This is a genomic window from Rhodococcus sp. IEGM 1241 (assembly GCF_033142365.1).
GTDB classification, from domain to species: domain Bacteria; phylum Actinomycetota; class Actinomycetes; order Mycobacteriales; family Mycobacteriaceae; genus Rhodococcus_F; species Rhodococcus_F erythropolis.
On sequence record NZ_JAWLSE010000001.1, the window covers coordinates 1,483,802 to 1,504,494 of the forward strand.

Here is a 20,693-nt window from a genome sequence, read left to right on the forward strand (position 1 = left end):
CCTCAGTAGCGGTGCGGGTACCGTCCCTTTGCGCCGGGCGGGCCCGTCCCGTCGGCCAGTGGCGCGTAGGGGTGGGATAAGCCAGGGACGGAAAGGGGGATCGATGTGACAGGTGCAGCGCAACGCGCAGGCTTCTGGGGAGTCCTCGCTCTGCGTGACTTCCGACTGCTGTGGACCGGCGACGCAGTCAGCGGTATCGGAAACGGTGTCACGACCGTCGTACTGCCGCTGGTCGCGCTTCGCGAACTGGACGCGAGTAGCTTCCAGATCGGTGTGCTGGCATCGGCAGTGTGGTTGCCGTGGTTGATCGTCGGACTACCTGCCGGTGCCTGGATCGACCGGCTGCCACGGCGTCCGATCATGATGATCGCGAACGCTGCGTGCGCGCTGCTCTTCGCGAGCCTCGCGATCGCCGGCTTCCTGGAGGCGATGACATACGGCCACCTGCTCCTGGTCGCGCTGCTCACCGGTACAGCCACGGTCTTCTTCCAGGCGGCCTATCACTCGTATCTCCCCACGGTGCTCGCCGAAGCGGATCTTGTCGAAGGGAACTCGAAGATTCAGGGCGCCGAGGCCGCAACTCGGGTGATCGGCCCAAGCGTCGGTGGGCTGGTGGTTGCAACTGTCGGGCTTGCGGCCGGTCTGGTTGTCGACGCGTTCACGTTCGCCTTCTGCTTCGTATGCATCTGGCTGATTCGTGTGCAGGAGACCGTCCATCGCGGACAGAATCAGCGGGAACCGTTGCGACGGCAGATTGCGCTCGGACTGCGATTCGTCGCCGGTGATCCGTATCTGCGGTCGATCGTCGTCTACGGCACTCTGCTCAATTTCGGTCTCACCGGGTACACCACGATTCAGATCGTGTTCTTGGAAAAGACGGTTGGTGTGGGGGAGTTCGGACTCGGGCTTCTCTTGGCGATTGCCGGGGTGGGCGGAATTGTCGGATCGATGATCGCGCGCCCGCTCGGCCGCAGATTCGGCACTGCCCGAAGCGTTCTCATCTGTCAGTTGGTAACGGGACCGTTCATCCTGTTGGCGCCTCTGACGACGTACGGTGCCGGCCTGTTCTGGTTCTGCATCGGCGGCATGGTGATGGTTGCGGGTGTCGTGTCGTGCAACGTGGTGCTCGGCAGTTTCCGTCAAAGTTACTGTCCGCCGGACCGCCTCGGACGAGTAGTGGCAACGAGTATGTTCCTGCTGCACAGCAGCATTCCGCTCGGTGCGCTGACGGCAGGCTACCTCGGCGACGCGGTGGGACCGCGCGGGACGATGTGGATCATGGCCTGCCTGATCGCGCCGTGTGGATTGGTCCTGCTCTTAGGCCCGCTCCGCGGGATCCGCGATCTACCGAGTCGGCCGGCGATCTCGCTGCGGTAGAGAATTACTGCGGTAGAGAATTACTGCGGTAGAGAATTACTGCGGTAGAGCCGCGGCGGCCTCTTCGCTTCGAATCGCGATGCGAAGAGTCGCGAGCATGAACAGTGACACTGCGAAACCGAAAAGCGCGCCGAACTGGTCCTGCGTGAACAGATAAACCTGCGTCACCAGAAGGCTCACGATGAGGGATGCACGCAGGAGTCTCAGGGCTCGCAGGTACGGACCGCGGAAGAGGAACCACACTCCCAGAACCACAAGAACTCCGGTTGCGACGGTGGAGATCTGGACCACCAGATCGGAGACGTCGTCGGCCTCGACGACGTTCTCGGACACCAACGCGTAGATCACCTGGACAATCGCCAGAAGAGCCTGCAGTACGAACAGGGTCAGTACCAGTCGGCGGACGACACGGTGCCGGAGCAGTTCCTCAGCACGGTGGAAGAACGCGTTGCGGCCACGAGTGATCTTCGATTCGATACCGCCGGTCGGCGGAGTCTGTGAATGCAGGCCGGCCTTGATCGAATCGACGAGGTCGGTGAGGCTGCGGTCTTCGACGCCGTCGAGTACGCGGAGGGCGTGGTTGTACTGGATCTCGTCGAGCTGACCGAGAGCGAGGTCCGAGAGCGCTCGCGCCCCGATGGCGAGCCGATGACGATCATTCATTCCGCGCCGAATCACCACCTCGCGCGCGGCAAGATAGAAGAGAACGAAGACGACGTACATTATCGCGATGGCAGGCTGGTAGAAGTAATCGACGTCGGCGGTGACGAATTTTCCGACCTCGTCGATGAAGAGACCGAATCCGATTCCGCCGACGAGCGTGGCCAGGTCACGCGTGCGAGAGCCTTCGGTGATGGCGGTCGCGACGATGGCGACGGCCATCAGCAATCCGCCCCAGAGAACGTGTGCGATGTGGAGGGCGCCGCCCCCGATCTGGGGATAGCCCGTTGCCGCCAGATAAGCGCGGGTGATCAACACGGTGGCGATGCCCGCGAACAGGAACAATTCGAAACGAGCGAGTGCCGCGCGGTCGTAACTGTGCGGCAGCGTCAGCGCATTCCGGTCCTTCGTCGTCATTGCGGAACTCCCAGGTTTCGATAGCGCGCGATACGGGAGGACTGGCGATCGGTGTCCGACTCTTCGGCAAGCATGAAGAGTTCGTGCGCTATCGCAGCCCCTACCCTCTTGGAGAATTCCACGGGTTCGTCGGCCGCGTCAGGCGTTTCGGGAATGATCGCGTCGATCACGCCGTCTCGAAGCAGATCCAACGAACGAATGCCCTGCGCTGCCGCCATCTCCGGTGCGTGACTGATGTCGCGATGGACGATCGCGCTTGCGCCTTCCGGCGGCAGGGGAGCGAGCCACCCGTTCTGTGCCGCGAGTACCCGATCGGCGGGCAGCAGCGCGAGCGCCCCGCCGCCTGTTCCCTGACCGAGCAACACCGACACTGTCGGGGTCTTCAGCGTCACGAGGTCGGCGATGCAACGGGCGATCTCAGGGGCCAGTCCACGTTCTTCAGCTTCTTTGGACAGCGACGCGCCCAAAGTGTCGATCACGAGGACAAGCGGGAGTTGTAGTTCTTCGGCAAGTTTCATGCCCCGTCGCGCTTCCCTGAGCGCGGCCGGTCCCATCGTGGTGAGCGCGGATTGGCCACTGCGGTCCTGGCCGAGCAGGATGCACGGAAAGCCTCGGAAGCGGGCGAGCGAGAGCAAGATCGTCTTGTCGGTTTCACCCTGCCCGGTGCCGCTGAGCGGTACCTGTTCAGTTGCGGCATGGCGGAGCAACTGCCGGATGCCGGGTCGATCGGCCCGGCGCGAGAGCATCACCGACTGCCAGGCGGGAACATCGGGAATCTCGGGTGAGGGAATCGGGTCCGTGGCCGCCCGGGCCGGGGGATCGGTGAGCACGCACAACGCTCGATTGACCAGCAGACGGAGGCGGTCGACGGGTACGACGCCGTCGATAACGCCGTTCCGATACAAGTTTTCGGACGTCTGGATACCGTCGGGAAACTTTTCGCCGTACAGCGATTCGTAGACACGGGGTCCGAGGAATCCCACCAGAGCACCGGGTTCCGCGACGGTGATGTGGCCGAGGGATCCCCACGAGGCAAAGACCCCGCCCGTGGTGGGATTGCGCAGGTATACCAGGTAGGGCAGGTGTGCCGCTTTGTGAACAGCCACTGCCGCAGCGATCTTCACCATCTGAACGAAGGCGACGGTGCCCTCCTGCATCCGCGTTCCGCCAGAGGTGGGCGAGGCGAGCAGCGGGAGTTGTTCTGCCGTAGCACGTTCGACGGCGGTCACGATCCGCTCGGCCGCGGCGACTCCGATGGAACCGGCGAGAAAGCTGAATTCACAGGCAATTACCGCGACTCGACGGCCCCGAACCGTACCGACACCGGTGACGACGGACTCGTCAACTCCGCTCTTCTCGCGGGCCTTCGCCAGGTCTTCTGCGTATTTCGGGCCAGGTCCGACGTCGACGGGCGGGGAGTCCCAAGAGACGAAGCTCTCGGGATCGAGTACCGCAGTGAGTAGTTCTTCGGCCGAGATTCGCACAACGTCCTCCAAGTAAGCAGCACCCCGTCCAGGATGAACCTACCTGGACGGGGTGCCGCCGGGATCGCGTGGCGCCAGTTGTGCGCCGGAGAATCAGCGTCCGAACGCCTCTTTCCACGAAACGACCTTGCCGATACGAAGGATGGAGCGCTGGTAGATCTTTGCCGCGATCATCGACAGCGCAGCAGTCACGACCAGCATCAGCAGAATTGTTCCCACGATCTGGAACGGAGAAGCAACGCCGGCGGAAATGCGCAGGGGCATGAGGATTGCCGAGAACGGCGGAATCCAACTCAACACGTTGCTCAGGGTTCCTTCTGGATTGCTCACCGAAACGAAAGCCACGCTGACCATCGCCATGACGAGCAGCGCGAGAGGCATCGCGGTGGCGTTGACGTCCTCCTGCCGCGAGACCATGGACCCGGCGGCGGCGTACAGCACGGCGAAGAAGAGGAAGCCGAGAATGAACCACCCGAGAGTGCCGAACAGAACGCCGATCGCGGTGCCCGTCACGGTCAGGACGCCCGTCGCCAGTCCGGTGGCGACGCCCGCGACGGCATAGGCAGCCATCTGCATCAGGCCGACAGCACCGATTCCGAGAACCTTGCCCCACAACAACTGCAGCGGACGAAGAGTGGAGAGCAGCAGCTCGACCACGCGACTGGACTTCTCCTCGACGACGCCCATCGCCACGTACGTTCCGAACAGCAGGATCTGCATGTACAGGAGCACCACAGCAGCGATCGACATCGCTATGCGTTGGCCCTGTTCGGGATCCGGGGGATCGATGGCATCGATGGTGACCACTGCGGTGGACGTAGCTTCGGCGAGCTGAGCCGGATCGATCCCCGCGGCGGAGAGCGCATTCGATTGTGCCTGTTGTGCAACGGAACTCTCGATGACGGCGCGCAGATTCGTGGGCACTTCCTTCTTGGTCACGACAGTGACGCCGCCGCCCGATCCAGCGATCACGGCCACGTCGAGGTCGCCGTCCTTGACCTGGTTTCGTGCGGTTCCGTCGTCGGAAACCTCCGTCACCGTCACCGGATTTCCGAGGGTGTCGCCGATGGACACCATCGTGGCACTGAGTGATTGGTTGCCGACCAAGCCGATCTTCGACTTGTCCTCGTCGCCGCCGGAGAAGAGTGAGAAGGCGATGATGCCGCCGACGATCGCGACCAGGATGATGACGTTGCTGATCACAAAACTCTTCTTCGAGATCTGCGTCATGAATTCGCGTCGGGCGACCAACCCGATGGCTCGACCTCCGCTCAACTGGTTGCTCATGCGGCTACTACCTCTCGGAACAGATCGGTCAGTGACGGACGTCGTAGCGTGAACTCGTGCACCGGTCCGGTTTTCAACGCTGCATGCAGGATCTGCTGATCGTCGGCGGTTCCGTCGACGCTCAGGAGCGTTCGACCGTCGAGGTGGCTCAGTGTGGTGACACCGATCAGATGGTGTGCCCAGCCGACCGGCGCGTCAGGGGCGAAGACTTCGATTCGGCCGTCGCCCTTGCCTCGTAGTTCGTCGACGGTTCCGATCTCTCGCATGCTGCCGCGGCTGATGATGCCCACGCGATCGCACAAGCGCTCCACCAGATCCAGCTGGTGGCTGGAGAAGATTACGGGAACACCGGTGCGAGCCTTCTCGACCAACACGTCACTCATGACATCGACCGCTACGGGGTCAAGGCCCGAAAACGGTTCGTCCAGAACGAGTACCGCTGGATCGTGAACCAGCGCGGCCGCGAGCTGCACACGTTGCTGATTACCGAGGGACAGGGAGTCGACGGTGTCCTTGACGCGTTCGGCGATACCCAGACGTTCGGTCCAGCGCTCTGTCGCCGCATGCGCATCGGCTTTCGAGAGTCCATGTAGCTCGGCCAGATAGGAAAGTTGCGCGCCCACCTTCATCTTGGGGTAGAGGCCGCGTTCCTCCGGCATGTATCCGATAGTGCGACGCACGTCGAGGTCGACGGGTTTGCCGCCGAGGCGAACTTCCCCCGAATCTGCTCCGAGCACACCCAGCGCAATGCGCATCGTGGTCGTCTTGCCGGCGCCGTTGCTGCCGACGAATCCGAAGATCTCGCCTGGTCGCACTTCGAAACTCAGGTTGTCGAGTGCAACGACGTCGCCGTAGCGTTTCGAGATGCTGTCGATCGTGAGGGTGGCTGACATGGGTCCTTCCCATCGGTCGAGTGGTGCGCTTCGGTAATACGGGTCAGAGGTCGAACTCTTCGGAATCAATCGGATCCGGGTCTGGATTGGTCCACGAGAGAATCATCGCGGGCGTGCACGCGCCGATCAGCATTGCAGTCAGTGCCAATAAACCTCCCGAGTAAGGCAGTCTCTCTACATTCCACTGCACCGACGAGGTGAAAATGAGGAAAATGGCGACAATGAAGACCAACGATTGAGTCACGCTCAACCCGACGGAACGGGCGTCGTTGCGTTGCTGGATCTCCCATTCGTCCAACGCCTGCCGCGGAGCATCCCCTTGCCGGCCCGACACGATTTGAAGTGAGGACCACGTCGGCAGGAACAGCAGGGTGAGGACCGGCCATGCCACGGCGAAGAGCGGATTGAACAGGCATGCTGTGCTGACGGCAACCATCGTGGTGAACAGGACCGCCAGGGCGACGACGAGTACGCGCCGACGTCGACGGGTTCGCCAATTCGGGAGCCAATGTCGGAACGTCTCCTCGTTCTGCAGGAACCGCCGAGTGCGGTGGGCCTGGTAGCGGTCGATCAGATTTGATTCAGGCACTTGGCTTTTCACTCCCCTCGGTAGTGCGGTCAGATCGGTAGACCTCCGTCGACAGTGCATTCCGGTAGACCTCCGTCGACAGCGGCCCGAACTCCGTCCGGGAGAACACCGCCTCCACCGGGAGGTCGAACACCCAGCAGATTCGGAATGCAAGATCCAGGCTGGGGTAGTGGTCACCGCGTTCGAGTGCCCCCACCGTCTGCGGATTCACGTCGACGAGTTGCGCAAGCTGTGCCCGGCTCATCTTCCGCTCGGCGCGAAGCACTCCGATGCGATTGAAGATGGGGAGCGCGTCTCCCCGCCGGACTGGGCTCATGCATCAAAGTGTTGTAAAAACCCAACAGTTTGTCAACACGAACCGCGATTGTTCCGCTTCTGGGGCGTGCCGGCGGATAAGGTTCGGGCAACGGAAGGGGCTTGGCATGGTGGTCGAACAGTTGGTGCTCGAGGAGTCCGGCCTGGTCGTGCAGGTGCGTGAGGATGGTAGCTACTGCGTGGGACCGCAAGGGCGCGAGGCGGTCTGGCGCGATCCGATGGAGAAGGGTGCAGTCATCGGTATCGGGCAGCACACTCCAGGGGACGTTGAGGGTGAATCGTGGTGGGTCGTGTACGGCCAGTCGGACGCCGGGGCAGACGTCACCGTTCGACTCGAGGATGGATCGCACGTGCCGGTGGGCCGTATCGGTGAGATTTTCGCCAGCGAATGGGTGAGTACCCCGCAGCAGGCGTTGCTGTACCGGTCCGATCGCCCGGTGGAGTCGCAGCCCACTAAACTGTCTGTGCTGTTCGCCAGGCCGAAGTTCATGCCCAAGGCGGCGTTTCCGGAGAATGATCGCTTGTAGTTGCAGCGAGCTGCCGTCGGGAGGCTGGCAGCCATCTTCTCGAAACATTACGGTACGTACTGTACTGTTTTGGAATGACAACTTGGCCGAACGACCTCGCAGTAGTGCAAGTGCGCGTAGCGCGACCCACCGACAGGCTCGACGACGTGATTGCGTTCTATCGCGACTGTCTGGGATTGCCAGAGCTCTATCGGTTCTCCGGTCATGCCGGGTACGACGGAATCATGCTGGGTCTGCCGGATTCGAACTATCACCTCGAATTCACGACCCACGAAGACGGAAGCCCATGCCCGGCGCCGACGCAGGACAACCTGTTGGTGCTCTACTTCGCCGGCGAGTCGGCGATGTACGAGGTAGTTCAGAGGTTGGGGGAAGCAGGGCACGAACCCGTTGGCGCCGAGAATCCGTACTGGGAGGAGAATGCGGGGATGACTTTCGAAGATCCCGACGGCTGGCGTCTGGTGCTCATGCCGCGGCCGGTGCTGTAGATGGTGCGCGCCCGCGACGAGCGGATCGACGACGCCGTTCTGGCGGCAACCCTGGAGTTGTTGGGGGAGAACGGATATGCGGAGCTGTCGATCGGTTCGGTAGCGACGAGAGCGGGCGTGCATCGACCCGCCATCTACCGGAGATGGCCGTCGAAGCGGCATCTGGTGGTCGACGTTGTCGTGGCGCACATCGGTACTGATCCAACGCCGGACACCGGCGATCTCAGGGCAGACCTGGTCGCCGGCATCACGACATTGGTTGTGGGACTGAGTGAAACGGTAGTCGGTCGGATCCTGCCCGCGTTGGTCGCGGATCTGGCGGCGGACCCGGAATTGGCGCGGGATTTCCAGTCGGCATTCTTTCAGCCTCGACGCGATTCCACTGCGGCAGTGCTGGAATCGGCGCGGCTACGCGGCGACATACGGAGCGACTTCGACCTGGACTTCGTCCTGGACGCGCTGGCGTCGCCGATCTATTACCGAGCGTTGTTCCGTCACTTACCGCTGGACGCGCTCCTGGCCGAGCAGTCCGTCGATTCTGTGCTGCTGACGTTGACTCCCCACGAAAATTCTTGAAGCCGTTTCGATTCAGTTCAATTCGACTGGATCAGGCCCGACACGGCTGTCGGTGTTCAGCGCTGCGATGGCCGCTGACTCGTCGGCATCGAGTGCGAAGTCGAAGATTGCGGCGTTGTCGCGCATGCGGGCAGGCGTGACCGACTTCGACAGAACGGTGTGACCCTGTTCGAGATGCCAGCGCAGAATGATCTGTGCCGGGCTCTTGCCGTGTGCTGCAGCAATTTTCCCGATGGCCGGGTCGTCGAGGATGGTTCCCTGTCCCAATGGGCTCCAAGCCTCGATTTCGATGCCGCGACTTCGCGCGTACTCCCGTGACGCGTGCTGTTGCAGTCTGGGGTGCAATTCGATCTGGTTGACGGCCGGGGTGGTCGCGCTGTGTTGGGCCAGCAGTTCGAGATGCTCGGGCAGGAAGTTGGACACACCGATCGCCCGGGTGCGGCCGGAGGCGAGAATTTGCTCGAATGCCGCCCAGGTCTCGACGAACAGGCCCTTTGCCGGCGCGGGCCAGTGAATCAGATAGAGGTCGACGTAGTCGAGTCCGAGCTTGTCGAGGCTGGTGTCGAAAGCGGCGAGTGTTCGGTCGTGGCCCTGATCGTCATTCCACAGCTTGGTGGTGACGAACAGCTCTGACCTAGGGATATCCGAACCTGCGATGGCGCGGCCGACCCCGGCTTCATTTCCGTAGATCGCGGCCGTGTCGATGTGGCGGTAGCCGATCTCGAGAGCTGCGGCAGTGACCTCTTCGGTCTGTGCGTCCGGTACCTGGAAAACGCCGTACCCGAGTTGCGGGATGGTGATCGGCTCGCCGGTGGTTCCGTGAGTCAGTGTGCGGTCGGGGATCGACAACATTGAAGAGTGCCTTTCGGGACTGGGATGTGGCAGCTCGACGGGGGATCATGTCATCCGCGGGCCACCTATGCCGCGCATGCAACTATTGCGTGCGCCTGATAAATAGTTGCACACGCGGGTTGTCTGCGCAAGCGGAGTCGATCGGCTACTCCTCGAAGAGCTGTCCGTTCTCCATTCGCCACCGGCGCGTGCTTCGGGTGGACTGCAGCATGCGTCGATCGTGAGTGACCAGAAGGAGGGTTCCCTCGAAGGATTCCATCGCCTGCTCGAGCTGTTCGATCGCCGGAAGGTCGAGATGGTTCGTCGGCTCGTCCAGTACCAGTAGGTTCACGCCGCGAGCTTGGAGCAAAGCAAGTGCAGCCCTTGTTCTTTCGCCGGGGGACAGGGAAGCGGCAGATCTGAGTACGTGGTGTCCGCGCAGGCCGAACTTGGCGAGCAGAGTACGGACATCGGCATCGGGCCAGTCCGGAACCTGAGCGCCGAAGGCCTCGACGACTGGTTGATCACCTTCGAACAATCCACGCGCCTGATCGATCTCACCGATCGCGACACCGGAACCCAACGACGCGATGCCCTCGTCCGGGACGAGTTTGCCGAGCAGGACGTTCAGGAGGGTGGTCTTGCCTGCCCCGTTCGCGCCCGTGACGAGAATTCGATCGCCCCAGTCGATCTGCGTCGTGACCGGACCGAACGTGAACTGACCGCGAGTTACCTTGGCGCCGTTCGTGGTCGCGACAACGGAACCGGACCGCGGCGCCGCCGCGATCTCCATACGAAGTTCCCACTCCTTGCGCGGTTCCTCGACCACTTCGAGTCGCTCGATGCGGCGTTGAGTCTGGCGGGCTTTCGCGGCTTGCTTCTCCGTCGACTCGGTCCGCAATCCGCGTCCGATCTTGTCGTTGTCCTTGGCTTTACGACGCGCGTTGCGGACGCCGTGTTCCATCCAGTTGCGCTGCATCTGTGCGCGATCTTCGAGATCGGAGCGGGTGCCTGCGTATTCCTCGAACGCCTCGCGTGCGTGCTGGCGGGCGATCTCGCGTTCGGCGAGGTACGACTCGTAGCCGCCGTCGTACACGGCGATGTCCTGTTGTGCCAGATCGAGTTCCACGATTCCGGTGACGGTGCGCGAGAGGAACTCGCGATCATGGCTCACGACAACCAGTGCTGCGCGCGTCTCGGCGACAAATCGCTCCAACTGCTCGAGACCGCGTAGGTCGAGATCGTTGGTGGGCTCGTCCAACAAGAGAATGTCGTAGCGCGAAAGCAACAGTGACGCGAGGCCGGCGCGCGCGGCCTGACCGCCGGACAATGCCGTCATATGTGCATCGAGTGGAACTCCGAGACCGAGTTCTTCGACCACCTTCTCAGCGCGCTCGAACAGATCGGCGCCGCCGAGAGCCAGCCAGCGTTCGAGAGCCGGAGAGTACAGATCCTCCTCCGCTTCAGCCAGGGTTTCGGCCGCGGCGTTCATGACCGCCTCGGCGTGCGCGACGCCGGTGCGTCGGCCGAGGAACTCGAGGACGGTCTCGCCCTCGATGCGGTCGGGTTCCTGCGCGAGATAGCCCACCGCAGCGTCTGGCGGGCTGAGGATGATCGAACCTTCGACGTCGGCAGTTCCGATTCCCGCCAGTGCAGTGAGAAGCGTCGACTTGCCGGCGCCGTTCGCGCCGACGAGGCCGATGACGTCGCCGGGCGCGACGGTGAGATCGAGGTCGGAGAACAGAGTGCGTTCTCCCCGGGAGGCAGAGAGGCCGCTGATGCGCAGTGTTGCAGTCACCTGAGAAGTATCCCCGGCGCTGTGCGCCTGTGTTAATCGGTGCTGTGCGCCTTTATTAACCGCGGGCGGTTAATAAAGGCGCACAGCAGTCAGTCACGGACCAGGTGGTACCAGCACGGATGTGCCGCACGGACCGGAAGTGGCGATTCACTCACGTCGGCGGCCGTACTCGAGGCCATCGACCAACCGTCGAATACTCGCATGACGTCCTCCTCGGAGACGCCATGTGGCATCGGCCAACGGTGACCTGGCCCGAATGCGAACATCACCATGGACGCCCCGGGTGCGGTGATCGCGTTGACCGACCTCCCGTAGTCGCGTCGTTGATGATCGGTGAGCCCGTGAAAGCAGCCGATGTCGAGCACCAGCATGTGCCCGCCGTCGACTGCAATGTGCAGGTCTGCCGCGTCCTCGTGGAGGAACCGGACGTCGACGTGTGCTTCACGCGCGTGAATGCGCGCTTTGTCCAGCGGTTCCTGTTCGGCGTCGACGCCGGTGACGTGCCACCCGCGTTGCGCCAGCTCGATGGAATGGCGTCCGGTGCCGCAACCGATATCGAGTGCGCGGCCACCTTCCGGGAGGGGAATCGCATCCAGAAGGCCGGACAGTTGAGCGTCGAAGCCGTGACCGGTGTGCTCCCATGGAGTGACGCCGACCTTGTAGGCGAGGCGATATCCGAGATTCATCGCTCTCTCTTTTCTCGAGGCGATTCGATTACTTGTATTCCAAGGTAGACCGGCATTTCGGGTGCGACAAGGGTGCGAAGAGGAGGTTCGGTGGGGAATGCCTCCTGGCGCCCGTGCGTTGGATCCACATATGACCGAGACCAACGATGTGACCTCTGTACCGACCATTGTTCTGAACGACGGTAAGACGATCCCCGCACTGGGATTCGGTGTGTTCCAGGTTCCGGACGACGAGACGCAGGAAGCCGTCTCCACCGCCCTGAAGACCGGCTACCGCAGTATCGACACCGCCAAGATCTACGGCAACGAGGTGGGCGTCGGCCGCGCGATCGCCGAATCCGGCATCGCCCGCGAAGACCTGTACATCACGACAAAACTGTGGAACGACGATCAGGGCTACGACTCGACGCTTGCCGCCTTCGACGCCAGCCTCGACAAGTTGGGTCTCGACTACCTCGATCTGTACCTGATCCACTGGCCGGTTCCGTCCAAGGACTTGTACGTCGAGACCTTCAAGGCATTCCAGAAGCTCAAGGCGGACGGACGGGTTCGATCCATCGGCGTCTCCAACTTCACCATCGAGAACCTCGAGCGTGTCATCGGTGAAACCGGTGAGGTGCCGGTCCTCAACCAGATCGAGCTTCACCCCAAGTTCAACCAAGCCGAACTGCGCGCCTTCCACACCGGCAAGGGAATCGCGACGGAAGCGTGGAGCCCGCTCGGCCAGGGAACTGTTCTCGGTGACCCCGTCATCACCGCTATCGCCGACGCTCATGGCGTCACCGCGGCTCAGGTGATCATTCGCTGGCACCTGCAGATCGGAAACGTGGTGATTCCGAAGTCGGTGACCCCCGAACGTATCGCCGCAAACTTCGATGTCTTCGGATTCGAACTGACGCCGGAACAGATCAACGCGATCGGTGCTCTCGACGACCCGGCCGGCCGCATCGGCCCCGACCCGGTCACGCTCGGCAGCTAGAACTTCCGGTAGACCCACGAACGGCACTCCCGCAATCGCGGGAGTGCCGTTCTGTCGTGCGAGGTCAGTTCAGGTGCGTGCGATGTTCTGCAGTGAATGCGATGTGCTCGTCCGCGCGTCCGGTGCGGAGCTTCTCGACCCACTCGGGATCGGCGAGCAGCGCGCGTCCGATGGCAACCATGTCGAATTCACCTCTATCGTACTGAGCTTCGAGACGCTCCAGCCCCGTGACAGCCGATGCGGCGTCGCCGGTGAATGCCGTCGTGAACACGGAGTCGAGTCCGACCGAGCCGACGGTGATGGTCGGCAACCCGGTCAGCTTCTTCGTCCAGCCGGCGAGGCCGAGCTTGCCGTCTTCACCGTCGAGTTCAGCGAACGCCGGTTCCCAGTGGCGCCTCGTCGACGGATGCAGAACGTCGACGCCGGCGTCGACCAGGGGAGTGAGGATGCGGCCGAGTTCAGCCGGGCTCTGGGCGATACGAGCGTCGTAGTGGCCGGACTTCCACTGTGAGAATCGGTAGACGATCGCGAACTCGTTTCCGACAGCCTCTCGGATTGCGGCGACGACCTCGGCCGGGAAGCGGGTGCGGGCTTCCAGTGATCCGCCGTATTCATCGGTGCGGACATTGGTTCCGGCCCACAGGAATTCGTCGAGCAGGTAGCCGTGCGCTCCGTGCAACTCGAGACCGTCGAAACCGGTGTTCTTCGCGTTGAGTGCGGCGTCGACCCACGACTGCTTCAAGGTGTCGAGATCCGAGGTGGTGAATTCTCGTCCCAGACGGGTGCCGTCCAGCGCCAGGCCGGAGGGGCTGACGGTCTCGACCTCGGGGTTCAGACGCGAGTTTTCGCCGCGCTCGACTCCGAGGTGCCACAGCTGAGGAATGATCGATCCACCCTCGGCGTGCACGGCGTCGACTACCGACTTCCAGCCGCCCAGGCTCGAATCACCGTAGATGCGCGGTACGCGGGTGTGCGGGCCGGCTGCCGGGTCCGGGATATAGGTGCCTTCCGTGATGATCAGGCCGACCCCGCCCGCTGCGCGACGACGGTAGTACTCGGCCACGTCGGCGCCGGGGATTCCGTCAGGAGAGAAGGCGCGAGTCATCGGGGCCATCGCAAAACGGTTGCGCAACGAGAGTGATTTGACCTCGAAAGGCTCGAAGAGGCCGCGCAACGCGGAGGCCTCGGGTGCTGTCGATGTGTCGGGAAGAGTCACGGGTTTGTTCAACGCGGCGGACCCTCGACCTATTCCGCCGCCTGACTTTATCTCACCGAAATCTGCAAAAGGTTGCGTACGTTCGGTTTTCGATTGATGCCCACGTCGACCAAACTTAGTTTGTGCATTAACTATTAACATGCGATATGGTCGTGCGGAAAGTTCTTGAGGGCGGTATCGAGCACGAAAGAGGACGCGCGAGCATGACAACAACGGTGCCGGACGAGCGGACCGGAGAGCTGGAGCCGATTCCGGAGCGGCCGTACCCGAAGCGTCGTGATCCCAAGGGGTCGTGGATGTTCGACATGATCAAGACCACCGATCACAAGAAGATCGGGATCATGTACATGATCACGGCTTTCGTGTTCTTCTTGATCGGCGGCCTGATGGCCCTGTTCATGCGTGCGGAACTGGCTGTCCCCGGGATGCAGTTCCTCTCGAACGAGCAGTTCAACCAGTTGTTCACCATGCACGGCACGATCATGTTGCTGCTGTACGCGACGCCCGTCGTTTTCGGCTTCGCGAACTACATACTTCCGCTGCAAATCGGTGCCCCGGACGTGGCCTTCCCGCGCTTGAACGCATTCGGCTTCTGGCTCTTCACTTTTGGTGGTTTGATCGTACTCGGCGGATTCCTCACGCCGGGCGGCGCTGCCGACTTCGGTTGGACTGCGTACACCCCGCTGTCGGGTGCGGTGCACAGCCCCGGCGTCGGAGCCGACCTGTGGGTCTTCGGACTGACAGTAGGCGGTCTCGGCACTATTCTCGGTGCGGTCAACATGATCACCACGGTGATCTGTTTGCGCGCACCAGGCATGACGATGTTCCGGATGTCGATCTTCACCTGGAATATCTTCATCACCAGCATCCTGATCTTGATGGCGTTCCCGCTACTGACCGCCGCATTCATGGGACTGTTCGTCGACCGCCATCTCGGTGGACACATCTTCGACCCAGCGTCAGGTGGAGTTCTGTTGTGGCAGCACCTGTTCTGGTTCTTCGGGCACCCCGAGGTGTATATCATCGCGCTGCCGTTCTTCGGCATCGTCTCGGAGATCTTCCCGGTCTTCAGCCGTAAGCCGATCTTCGGATACACCGGTTTGGTTTACGCGACACTGGCGATCTCAGCTCTGTCCATCGCGGTGTGGGCTCACCACATGTATGCGACGGGTGCTGTTCTCCTGCCCTACTTCTCGTTCATGACGTTCCTGATCGCCGTGCCGACAGGTGTGAAGATCTTCAACTGGATCGGCACGATGTGGAAGGGGCAGTTGACCTTCGAATCGCCGATGCTGTTCTCGGTCGGCTTCCTGATCACCTTCCTCTTCGGTGGTCTGTCGGGCGTTATTCTCGCGAGTCCGCCGATCGACTTCCACGTCACCGACACGTATTTTGTTGTCGCCCACTTCCACTACGTGGTCTTCGGTACGGTCGTGTTCGCCACGTACGCCGGTATCTACTTCTGGTTCCCGAAGATGACCGGTCGCATGATGGACGAGCGCCTCGGCAAGTGGCACTTCTGGACCACGTTCGTCGGCTTCCACGGCACTTTCCTCGTCCAGCACTGGCTCGGTGGCGAAGGTATGCCCCGTCGTTACGCCGACTACCTGCCCTCGGACGGATTCACGGTGCTGAACTCGGTGTCCACGATCTTCGCCTTCGTGCTCGGCGCGTCGACACTGCCGTTCATCTGGAACGTTTTCAAGAGTTACCGCTACGGCGAGGTGGTCACCGTCGACGATCCGTGGGGTTACGGAAACTCGCTGGAGTGGGCGACCACCTGCCCACCGCCGCGTCACAACTTCACCGAGTTGCCGCGCATCCGTAGCGAGCGTCCGGCGTTCGAGCTGCACTACCCGCACATGGTGGAGCGAATGAGGGCGGAAGCGCACGTGGGCCTCACCGGGCAACCCACGTCGACGTTGGAGAAGAGTGACGATCGTCGCCAGATTGATTAGTGCGATAATAGTTACTGCACTAATCAATCTGGTAACATCGGATTCATGACGACGAAGGCTCCGCAGACGCAGATGGACGATCCGCTGGCTCTCGACCGGCAGGTGTGTTTTGCACTTGCGGTCGCGAACCGGGCAGTCCTGTCCGTCTACCGGCCACTGCTCGAGCCGATGGGCCTCACACATCCCCAGTATCTGGTGATGCTTGCCCTGTGGGGGAAGTCGCCGATGGCGGTCAAGGAAATCGGGCAGGCATTGCAGCTCGATTCGCCGACACTCTCGCCGCTCCTCAAGCGACTCGAGGCGTCCGGGTTGATCACGCGAACCCGTAGCCGCGCCGACGAACGTCAACTCGACGTCGACCTCACCGAAGCCGGTGTGGCACTGCGTGACGAGGCGGAGAAGATCCCGCCGGCGGTTGTCGCGAAGCTCGGCGTCAGCCTCGCCGAACTCGAAGAACTCCACAACGTTCTGACGCGGGTCAACGAGGCCGCGCTCCGCGCCGGCGCTTTAGACCAATGAGAGAAATGTGATGACCACATCTGAAAGAAACGTGACGACTGCGTCAAGACCGATGCGTACCGAACAGGTGACTTCCGTGACTTCCAAAAAGCAACGCACGAGCCCGAATCCCCTTCAGTGGTTGGGTTATTCAGTGGGGCGCAAGTTGCCCGATTCGATGCAGGACTGGGTGCGAAACGACCTGATCGGTGACTGGGCTGTGCCACGTCACCTGATCCGCAGCATGGTGCCGTTCATTCCCGTCTTCGCGGCCTTCATGCTCTTCCCCGGGCCGTGGGCCCTGCGGGCGTCGATGGTGCTGCTCGGAGTGCTTCTGGCGCTGTTCTATTCGGTCTCCTACATGGCTCAGAACAGGTCGCGTCGCCTCGAGCGTCACGGTTTGCCTTCCGACCTCGAGAACCCGAAGAAGATCTCGCGCCACGACGCCGAGAAGGCCGCCTACGAGAAGTTGCACGGCGGCCCCGCGACCTAGACGCTTCGGTCAGATGCCGTGAAGGGCGCTGCCGCCGTTCATCTCGCAGACGCCCTGCTCCATGGCCGCCGAGAAACCACCTTCAGGGTCGGTCGAGCGAAGAGCCGATTCGACGTCCTGCTCTACCAGGTATCCGTTGATTGCGATCGCCGCGGTTGAACCTGCAGCCGCAGCATTGATTACCTGTGCGCGAGGGTCGACGACGTTGCCGGCGCCCCAGATACCGGGAACACTGGTGGCGCCGGAATGATCGACAGCCACGAATCCCGTGGGGCTGGCTTTGCAGCCGAGTCGCGTCAGATGTGCGTCGTTCGGAACGAAACGCGGCGCAACGAACAGTGCTGAGCGCGCAACCAGTTGGCCGTTGTCGAGTTCGACGGCTTTCAGTTTGCTTTTCTCGCAGACCAATCCAGATACCGATCCGTCGGCAACCGTCACTCCTCGGGCAGCCAGTCGCGCGCGTTCGTCGGGGGTGAGCGAGATCTTGTCGGGGAAGAACGTCACATCCGACGACCACTGTCGGAGTAGAAACGCCTGGTGAAGTGACATCTCGCGAGCGTCGCCGCCGAGAACGCCGATCGGTTGGTCGCTGATCTCGTACGCATGGCAGTACGGGCAATGGAGCACGCTTTGCCCCCAAAGCTCCTGGATTCCTGGTATTTCCGGGAGTGAATCCCGTAGGCCGGTGGCAACCAGCACAGTGCGAGTTTCGAGCGTCGTGCCTCCCGACAGTTCGACGACAAAGCCGGGTTCGATACCGCGCCAGGAGATGTCGACTACGTCGTCGCGTTTGAATTCGACTCCGTACGTCTGTAATTCGCTGCGTCCGACGGCGAGCAACTCACCTGGCGCCATGCCGTCTCGCGAGAGGAAGCCGTGCATGTGTGCTGCCGGTGTGTTGCGCGGTTTGCCGGAATCGATGACGGCGACCGAGCGCCGAGCACGACCCAACACCAGGGCTGCACTGAGTCCGGCGGCGCCACCGCCGACGATCACGGCGTCGAGGATCTCTGTTTCAGTGTGTGTTCGCATGAGCACAGATTGCTCGCGGAGGAGGTTCGTCAGCAACTAATGTTGCCATTTCTGGGAATCGTCGTCAGACTCGGCACCATGAATGTCAACGGTCCGCACATCGATGCCGCCATCTCGCAGATCGGCGCGCGCCTCAAACGCATTCGTACACAGAGGAACGTCACGCTCACAGCGCTGTCCGAGTCCACCGGTATTTCGAAGAGCACCCTGTCGAGGCTCGAAGCGGGGGAGCGTCGACCCAGTCTGGAGTTGCTGCTTCCGATCGCGCTTGCCCACCAAGTGCCGTTGGACCAACTGGTTGCGGCACCACAGGTCGCCGATCCACGTATCCAGAGTGCGCCTCGAAGCGTCAGTGGGCGAACGGTATTGCCGCTGACTCGGCAACCCGGTGGGCTGCAGGCATTCAAGATGACCATCCCGGCAAGCCAGACGGACCCCGACCCGCAAGTGCACGACGGCTACGAATGGCTGTACGTCTTGTCGGGGAGGTTGCGGTTGGTGTTGGCCGATCACGACATCGTGATGGGTACGGGTGAAGCTGCTGAATTCGACACCCGAAACCCGCATTGGTTCGGTAGTGACGGCGGCGGCCCGGTCGAGGTACTGAGTCTGTTCGGCCCCCAAGGAGAACGCATCCACGTACGGGCCAAGCCTTCGCCGAAGTGATGGCCAGTCATACTTTCATTCGATGCTGCCGGAAGCGAAGAGGACAGTGAGGATCCGTGCGAATCGAAATTGACGACCTGAGTCGGGATGTGGTCCGTGCTCTACTGACCGAACATCTCGCCGACATGCATGCGACCTCGCCCGCGGACAGCGTTCACGCGCTGGACATCACCGGGCTGACGGATAGCTCCGTGACCATGTGGACGCTGTGGAGCGAAGGTGACGATCTACTCGGTTGTGTTGCACTCAAGGAACGGTCGTCGACCGGTGGCGAGATCAAGTCGATGCGAACCTCATCGGTAGCTCGAGGGCGTGGCGTGGGTACGCGACTTCTTCAACACGTCGTGGACGAGTCGAGACAACGAGGTTACCGGCAACTCGAATTGGAGACCGGCACACAGGACTTCTTCGATCCGGCACGCCGACTGTATGCGAGATTCGGGTTCGTCCCGTCTCCACCGTTCGGAAACTACCGCGAAGATCCGAACAGTGCATTCTTCGTTCTCACCCTGTGAGCAGCTCTCATTCGGTGAACATTCTGGCAGTTATTCGTCGTACTGCGCTCTCGGAGTTCATGATTGCGGTGTCGAGCACGAGCCGTTCCGTGGTCCACGGCTCGTAGTCTCGATCCAGGATTTCCTGCCACGTAGGTAGTACAAGATCCGGGATGTCGACGACTCGCCGTTCTGCGCGTCTGCGATGCTCGTCGGGATCCGAACAGATGACTTCGACACTGAGCAAGCGCGCCGAATTATGTTGTGCGGTAGCGGACCAGGCGTTTCGTGTCGCCTCGACTGGGTTGACGCATTCGACCACGACCGAGAGTCCCAGTCGCAATTGTTCGGCGGCGAGCGCGTACCCGGTGATGTATCCGGCGGTCCCGGATACATCAGCGATACCGCTGCGGATCAGCGACTGTTCGATGGTATCGATCCGCACGTAGGGGATCTTGTGATGCTGAGCAAGCACCCGCGCGATCGTCGATTTGCCGGTGGCCGGCAAACCACCGATCACGACCAGTGCCGCGTCGGCCGACGGCTGGGGGTTGTGTACGGCATCCACCATCCCCGCAATGTACGGGGCGTCGTCGATTCACATCGACTCGCCCCGTACTCCTCTCAGTTCGAGGTCGCGAACTCTCGTGCTTCGAACGCCAGGTCGTCGGCGGCGGATTCCATCCGTGCCGTCGCACGGTTGGGTGCTGTCAGCACGGCGACAATCGGAACTGCCAACGCCAGCAGGCCGAGAACGAAGACGGGGAAGAGGAATGAGAACACTTCGAGTCCCTGCGGCGCCGGGGCTGCCGCGTCGTGAACAACCTCGACTGCGGCCATTCCGGTGTAGTGCATACCGACGACGGCGATGCCCATGATGATTCCGGCGACAAAACGCAGAATCGTGGACTCGAGCACCATGGTGAACCACAGTGCAGCGGTTCCGGCGACGACTGCGATGAGAACCGACAATGCAACGAAGAGCAGGTCGTAGTGGATCTCACCCTGAAAGCGCAAGGCGCGCATGCCGGTGTAATGCATGATGTTCACGGCGAGACCGGTCACCACGCCGCCGATCAGAAGCCGCGTCCAGCGGAATTCGGTCCCGATGATCAGCAGACCGACAAAAACAGCACCTACTGAGATGATCGCGGAGATCACGGTCCATCCGAGGTTGTATCGAATGGGACTGCCGGGGACTGCGAAGCCGAGCATGGCGATGAAGTGCATCAGCCAGATGGCGACACCACCGATCGACAGGGCAGCCATGGCTAGCCATCGCATGCGTGTGGCGGTTGTCGTCGCCGACGCTGAATGCCTGGTGCACGCCAGGCCGACTACCGACCCGACCACGGACACGACGTAGGCGAGCCCGAGCAGCCAGATTCCCATCGAGAAATGGTGCATTTCATCCGACATGCCAGTTCCT

Annotated in this window: 23 protein-coding genes; 10 read left to right on the top strand and 13 right to left on the bottom strand. The window is 62.0% G+C overall.

All coding sequences use genetic code 11. The features are described from left to right. The first annotated feature begins 105 nt into the window (after window positions 1-105). Window positions 106-1,377, top strand: a complete 1,272-nt coding sequence (locus tag R4P70_RS07145) for an MFS transporter (RefSeq protein ID WP_020908746.1) — start codon at window positions 106-108, stop codon at window positions 1,375-1,377. A gap of 36 nt (window positions 1,378-1,413) precedes the next feature. Here R4P70_RS07145 and R4P70_RS07150 read toward each other — a convergent pair whose 3' ends face one another. From R4P70_RS07150 to R4P70_RS07175, 6 genes are all read right to left on the bottom strand, one after another. Continuing rightward, window positions 1,414-2,454: a hypothetical protein gene (locus tag R4P70_RS07150; protein WP_020908745.1), complete on the bottom strand. Its 1,041-nt coding sequence runs from the start codon at window positions 2,452-2,454 to the stop codon at window positions 1,414-1,416. Beyond that, entirely contained in the window at window positions 2,451-3,938 is a 1,488-nt protein-coding gene (locus R4P70_RS07155; protein ID WP_317830593.1) for a carboxyl transferase domain-containing protein, read from the bottom strand. The genes R4P70_RS07150 and R4P70_RS07155 overlap by 4 nt, the downstream gene beginning before the upstream one ends. 93 nt (window positions 3,939-4,031) lie before the next feature. Continuing rightward, window positions 4,032-5,225 (bottom strand): ABC transporter permease, encoded by a 1,194-nt coding sequence (locus tag R4P70_RS07160; RefSeq protein WP_019744870.1) that lies wholly within the window; start codon window positions 5,223-5,225, stop codon window positions 4,032-4,034. Continuing rightward, window positions 5,222-6,118 (bottom strand): ATP-binding cassette domain-containing protein, encoded by an 897-nt coding sequence (locus R4P70_RS07165; protein WP_317830594.1) that lies wholly within the window; start codon window positions 6,116-6,118, stop codon window positions 5,222-5,224. Before R4P70_RS07165 ends, R4P70_RS07160 begins: the two co-directional genes overlap by 4 nt. Before the next feature lie 43 nt (window positions 6,119-6,161). Next, the gene (locus R4P70_RS07170) at window positions 6,162-6,707 is read right to left on the bottom strand and encodes a hypothetical protein (protein ID WP_317830595.1); all 546 of its coding nucleotides are present in this window, start codon (window positions 6,705-6,707) and stop codon (window positions 6,162-6,164) included. Next, entirely contained in the window at window positions 6,700-7,023 is a 324-nt protein-coding gene (locus tag R4P70_RS07175; RefSeq protein ID WP_317830596.1) for a helix-turn-helix transcriptional regulator, read from the bottom strand. Before R4P70_RS07175 ends, R4P70_RS07170 begins: the two co-directional genes overlap by 8 nt. Window positions 7,024-7,129: 106 nt before the next feature. On the opposite strand from R4P70_RS07175, the gene R4P70_RS07180 reads away from it, so the two are divergent. From R4P70_RS07180 to R4P70_RS07190, 3 genes are all read left to right on the top strand, one after another. After that, a complete protein-coding gene (locus tag R4P70_RS07180; RefSeq protein WP_317830597.1) occupies window positions 7,130-7,549 on the top strand; it encodes a hypothetical protein in 420 nt (139 codons plus the stop codon). 74 nt (window positions 7,550-7,623) lie between these two features. After that, window positions 7,624-8,037, top strand: a complete 414-nt coding sequence (locus R4P70_RS07185) for a VOC family protein (protein ID WP_021332241.1) — start codon at window positions 7,624-7,626, stop codon at window positions 8,035-8,037. After that, the gene (locus R4P70_RS07190; protein WP_007733408.1) at window positions 8,038-8,613 is read left to right on the top strand and encodes a TetR/AcrR family transcriptional regulator; all 576 of its coding nucleotides are present in this window, start codon (window positions 8,038-8,040) and stop codon (window positions 8,611-8,613) included. A gap of 12 nt (window positions 8,614-8,625) precedes the next feature. Here R4P70_RS07190 and R4P70_RS07195 read toward each other — a convergent pair whose 3' ends face one another. From R4P70_RS07195 to R4P70_RS07205, 3 genes are all read right to left on the bottom strand, one after another. After that, window positions 8,626-9,465: an aldo/keto reductase gene (locus R4P70_RS07195; RefSeq protein WP_317830598.1), complete on the bottom strand. Its 840-nt coding sequence runs from the start codon at window positions 9,463-9,465 to the stop codon at window positions 8,626-8,628. Between the two features lie 145 nt (window positions 9,466-9,610). Continuing rightward, window positions 9,611-11,242 carry an ABC-F family ATP-binding cassette domain-containing protein gene (locus tag R4P70_RS07200; RefSeq protein WP_084325231.1) on the bottom strand — a complete coding sequence of 544 codons (1,632 nt, stop codon included), beginning with the start codon at window positions 11,240-11,242 and terminating at the stop codon, window positions 9,611-9,613. Window positions 11,243-11,331: 89 nt separating this feature from the next. After that, window positions 11,332-11,928: a class I SAM-dependent methyltransferase gene (locus R4P70_RS07205; protein ID WP_020908736.1), complete on the bottom strand. Its 597-nt coding sequence runs from the start codon at window positions 11,926-11,928 to the stop codon at window positions 11,332-11,334. A 130-nt stretch (window positions 11,929-12,058) separates the two neighbouring features. On the opposite strand from R4P70_RS07205, the gene R4P70_RS07210 reads away from it, so the two are divergent. Further along, on the top strand, window positions 12,059-12,907 hold the full coding sequence (locus R4P70_RS07210) for an aldo/keto reductase (RefSeq protein ID WP_019744860.1): 849 nt from the start codon (window positions 12,059-12,061) through the stop codon (window positions 12,905-12,907). Between the two features lie 64 nt (window positions 12,908-12,971). On the opposite strand, the gene R4P70_RS07215 is transcribed toward R4P70_RS07210, so the two are convergent. Continuing rightward, window positions 12,972-14,123: an NADH:flavin oxidoreductase gene (locus R4P70_RS07215; RefSeq protein ID WP_019744859.1), complete on the bottom strand. Its 1,152-nt coding sequence runs from the start codon at window positions 14,121-14,123 to the stop codon at window positions 12,972-12,974. A 203-nt stretch (window positions 14,124-14,326) separates the two neighbouring features. Here R4P70_RS07215 and ctaD point away from each other — a divergent pair, with 203 nt between their 5' ends. Genes ctaD through R4P70_RS07230 form a run of 3 tightly spaced genes read left to right on the top strand, consistent with a single transcriptional unit; the run spans window position 14,327 to window position 17,072 of the window. Continuing rightward, window positions 14,327-16,081, top strand: coding sequence for a cytochrome c oxidase subunit I (ctaD, locus tag R4P70_RS07220; RefSeq protein WP_046379038.1), 1,755 nt, complete (start codon window positions 14,327-14,329; stop codon window positions 16,079-16,081). Between the two features lie 45 nt (window positions 16,082-16,126). Continuing rightward, window positions 16,127-16,600 (top strand): MarR family winged helix-turn-helix transcriptional regulator, encoded by a 474-nt coding sequence (locus R4P70_RS07225; RefSeq protein ID WP_019744857.1) that lies wholly within the window; start codon window positions 16,127-16,129, stop codon window positions 16,598-16,600. Between the two features lie 52 nt (window positions 16,601-16,652). Then, window positions 16,653-17,072, top strand: coding sequence for a DUF5313 family protein (locus tag R4P70_RS07230; RefSeq protein WP_042451127.1), 420 nt, complete (start codon window positions 16,653-16,655; stop codon window positions 17,070-17,072). A 9-nt stretch (window positions 17,073-17,081) separates the two neighbouring features. Here R4P70_RS07230 and R4P70_RS07235 read toward each other — a convergent pair whose 3' ends face one another. Next, window positions 17,082-18,110, bottom strand: a complete 1,029-nt coding sequence (locus R4P70_RS07235) for an NAD(P)/FAD-dependent oxidoreductase (RefSeq protein ID WP_069146491.1) — start codon at window positions 18,108-18,110, stop codon at window positions 17,082-17,084. Window positions 18,111-18,143: 33 nt separating this feature from the next. Here R4P70_RS07235 and R4P70_RS07240 point away from each other — a divergent pair, with 33 nt between their 5' ends. Together R4P70_RS07240 and R4P70_RS07245 are read left to right on the top strand one after the other, a co-directional pair. After that, complete coding sequence (locus R4P70_RS07240) at window positions 18,144-18,770, top strand: helix-turn-helix domain-containing protein (protein ID WP_019744854.1); 627 nt, start codon at window positions 18,144-18,146, stop codon at window positions 18,768-18,770. Between the two features lie 56 nt (window positions 18,771-18,826). Beyond that, window positions 18,827-19,285 (top strand): GNAT family N-acetyltransferase, encoded by a 459-nt coding sequence (locus tag R4P70_RS07245; protein WP_019744853.1) that lies wholly within the window; start codon window positions 18,827-18,829, stop codon window positions 19,283-19,285. A gap of 7 nt (window positions 19,286-19,292) precedes the next feature. Here R4P70_RS07245 and R4P70_RS07250 read toward each other — a convergent pair whose 3' ends face one another. Next, complete coding sequence (locus R4P70_RS07250; RefSeq protein WP_029255988.1) at window positions 19,293-19,835, bottom strand: AAA family ATPase; 543 nt, start codon at window positions 19,833-19,835, stop codon at window positions 19,293-19,295. Window positions 19,836-19,888: 53 nt separating this feature from the next. Continuing rightward, window positions 19,889-20,683 (bottom strand): MHYT domain-containing protein, encoded by a 795-nt coding sequence (locus R4P70_RS07255; protein WP_019744851.1) that lies wholly within the window; start codon window positions 20,681-20,683, stop codon window positions 19,889-19,891. Between the last annotated feature and the right edge of the window lie 10 nt (window positions 20,684-20,693).